The following is a 2,550-nucleotide window of genomic DNA, read 5'->3' on the forward strand; positions in this document are numbered from 1 at the left end:
CGCATTCCGAAATGATGCCGCCCCCCAATTCCGAGAATTAACCGCCCCCTTGTTCCGAGATGATGCCGCCCCCTGATTGGGCTGTTTGTCGGGGTGTCCTGCTGGTGAGACGTTCGTCCTTTCAGTTGCCTGAGAGGAAGGAACGCGATGCCAGCGGAGAGACTAAAGATGCGGCGTGTCCGCGAGATTCTGAGATACAGATTTGAGGAAGGTCTTGGCCACAAGTCGATTGCGGCGCGCGTTGGTGCGGCCCCCTCGACGGTGCGTGAGACGCTGCGCCGTGTGGAGATTGCCGGGCTTTCCTGGCCGTTGGGCGACGATGTCAGCGATGCGATTTTGGAAGCGGCTCTGTATAGAGCTGCCGGCACGAAGACCGGTCACCGTCGCAGCGTTGAACCGGATTGGGCTCATGTTCATCGCGAGCTGAAACGCAAGCATGTCACGCTGCAGATCCTCTGGGACGAGTATATCGGCCTTCATCCCGATGGTTATCGCTACAGCCGCTACTGCGATTTGTATCGCGCTTGGGCACTGAAGCTGCCGGTGACGATGCGCCAGGACCATGCGGCTGGCGAAAAGCTGTTCGTCGACTATGCCGGCGACACGGTCACGGTGGTCGTCGACAGATTGTCGGGAAAGACGCGGCAAGCGCATCTGTTCGTCGCAGTGCTCGGGGCATCGAGCCTTTCATTCGCACATGCCCGCTGGAGCGAGACGCTTCCTGATTGGATCGAATGCCACCTGCTTGCGCTTGAGGCCTTCGGTGGTGCGCCGGCGTTGCTTGTCCCGGACAATGCCAAAGTTGCCGTTATCAAGGCCTGCCATTTTGATCCGCAGGTCAATCGCACCTATGCCGGGATGGCGGCTCACTACGGAAGCGCTGTTCTTCCGACGCGACCGCGCCGGCCGCGGGACAAGGCAAAGGTCGAAGCCGCGGTTCGTATTGTCGAGCGCTGGCTTCTTGGCCGGCTACGCCACCGCGTCTTTTACAGCCTTGCCGATGTGAATGCGGCGATTGTCGAATTGCTCGTCGATCTCAACGACACGCGTGTTCTGCGTCGCGTCGGCCGCACCCGGCGTCAATTGTTCGAAGAGCTGGATTATCCCGCCCTGCGTCCGCTTCCTGTCGAACGATACGTCTTTGCCGAATGGAAGATACGGCGGGCTGGCCTCGATTATCATGTTGATATCGACAAGCACTATTACTCCGTGCCCTACCGGTTTGCCCGTGCGCAGGTCGAGGCGCGCATCACCGCCAATACCATCGAGATCTTCCACAAAGGTGAGCGCATTGCCGCCCACCGACGCTCGAGCGGCAATGGCAAGCACACGACAACGCCCGAGCACATGCCATCATCCCATCGCCGCTTTGCCGATTGGACAATCGAGCGCATCAGCCGCGAAGCATCGGCAATCGGATCGGACGTTGCATTGCTCTGCGAGCGTATTCTCGCCGATCGGCCGCATCCGGAGCAGGGCTACAGAGCCTGCCTGGGCATTATCCGCCTCGTTAAAGCGTTTGAGCGAGAGCGGGTCAACGCGGCCTGCGGGCGGGCATTGGAAATCGGTGCGCGAACCTATGGCTCGGTGCGCTCCATTCTCGACAATCACCTCGACCGACCGTCGGCGTCATCAGGCGCATCATCACCCGAGCCGATCAACCACTCCAACATCCGCGGTCCCCGCTATTACCACTGAGGAGACGACATATGCTTGCACATCCCACGCTTGATAAATTGAACGCCATGGGCCTGACCGGCATGGCCAAAGCGTTCAACGAACTGCTGACCAACGGTGAGAGCGAACAACTCTCCCATGCCGAATGGCTCGGGCTTCTGCTCGAGCGAGAATGGAGCTCGCGCCACGATCGCAAGCTTGCCGCCCGTCTGCGGTTTGCCAAGCTCCGCCATCAGGCCGTACCGGAAGATGTCGATTACCGCAGTGACCGCGGCCTCGATCGCGCACTGTTCATGAAGCTGATTGGCGGCGACTGGATCGATGCCCACGACAACCTTGCGATCTGCGGGCCATCCGGCGTCGGCAAAAGCTGGTTAGCCTGTGCACTCGGGCATAAGGCCTGCCGCGACGATCGTTCCGTTCTTTATCAGCGCGTGCCACGGCTGTTTGCCAATCTCGCCCTTGCTCACGGTGACGGTCGATATGCAAGGCTGCAACGCACCCTCGGCCACGTCCAACTCTTGATCCTCGACGACTGGGGCCTGGAACCGCTCAATGAGCAGGCGCGCCACGACCTCCTGGAGATCCTCGAAGATCGTTACGGACGTCGCTCGACAATCATTACCAGCCAGCTTCCCGTATCAGCCTGGCACGAGATCATTGGTAACCCAACCTACGCCGATGCCATTCTCGACAGGCTGGTTCATAATGCCCATCGCATCGACCTATCTGGCGAAAGCCTGCGGCGAAATCAGCGCCGGAAATCTTGACTCCTAACGACGATCGACTGACAACAATCACAGCCAGCAGGACCCCAGCCTCAAGGGGGCGAGATCATCCCGGAATCCGGGGGCGCAATAATCTCGGAACAAA

2 protein-coding genes are annotated in these 2,550 nt (G+C 59.9%); both read left to right on the forward strand.

Annotated features, from left to right (window positions below; translation table 11 throughout):
• Positions 1-168: 168 nt before the first annotated feature.
• Positions 169-1,698, forward strand: a complete 1,530-nt coding sequence (gene istA, locus FHT71_RS31085) for an IS21 family transposase (protein WP_088704990.1) — start codon at positions 169-171, stop codon at positions 1,696-1,698.
• Between the two features lie 11 nt (positions 1,699-1,709).
• Positions 1,710-2,447 (forward strand): IS21-like element ISRel16 family helper ATPase IstB, encoded by a 738-nt coding sequence (istB, locus tag FHT71_RS31090; protein ID WP_088704989.1) that lies wholly within the window; start codon positions 1,710-1,712, stop codon positions 2,445-2,447.
• Positions 2,448-2,550: the final 103 nt, after the last annotated feature.

The sequence above is a fragment of the Rhizobium sp. BK060 genome (assembly GCF_014193145.1).
GTDB lineage: Bacteria > Pseudomonadota > Alphaproteobacteria > Rhizobiales > Rhizobiaceae > Rhizobium.

Excerpts from the sequence above, each read along its gene's own strand:
- istA (WP_088704990.1), top strand. The coding sequence starts at position 169 with ATGCGGCGTGTCCGCGAGATTCTGAGATACAGATTTGAGGAAGGTCTT.
- istB (WP_088704989.1), top strand. The coding sequence starts at position 1,710 with ATGCTTGCACATCCCACGCTTGATAAATTGAACGCCATGGGCCTGACC.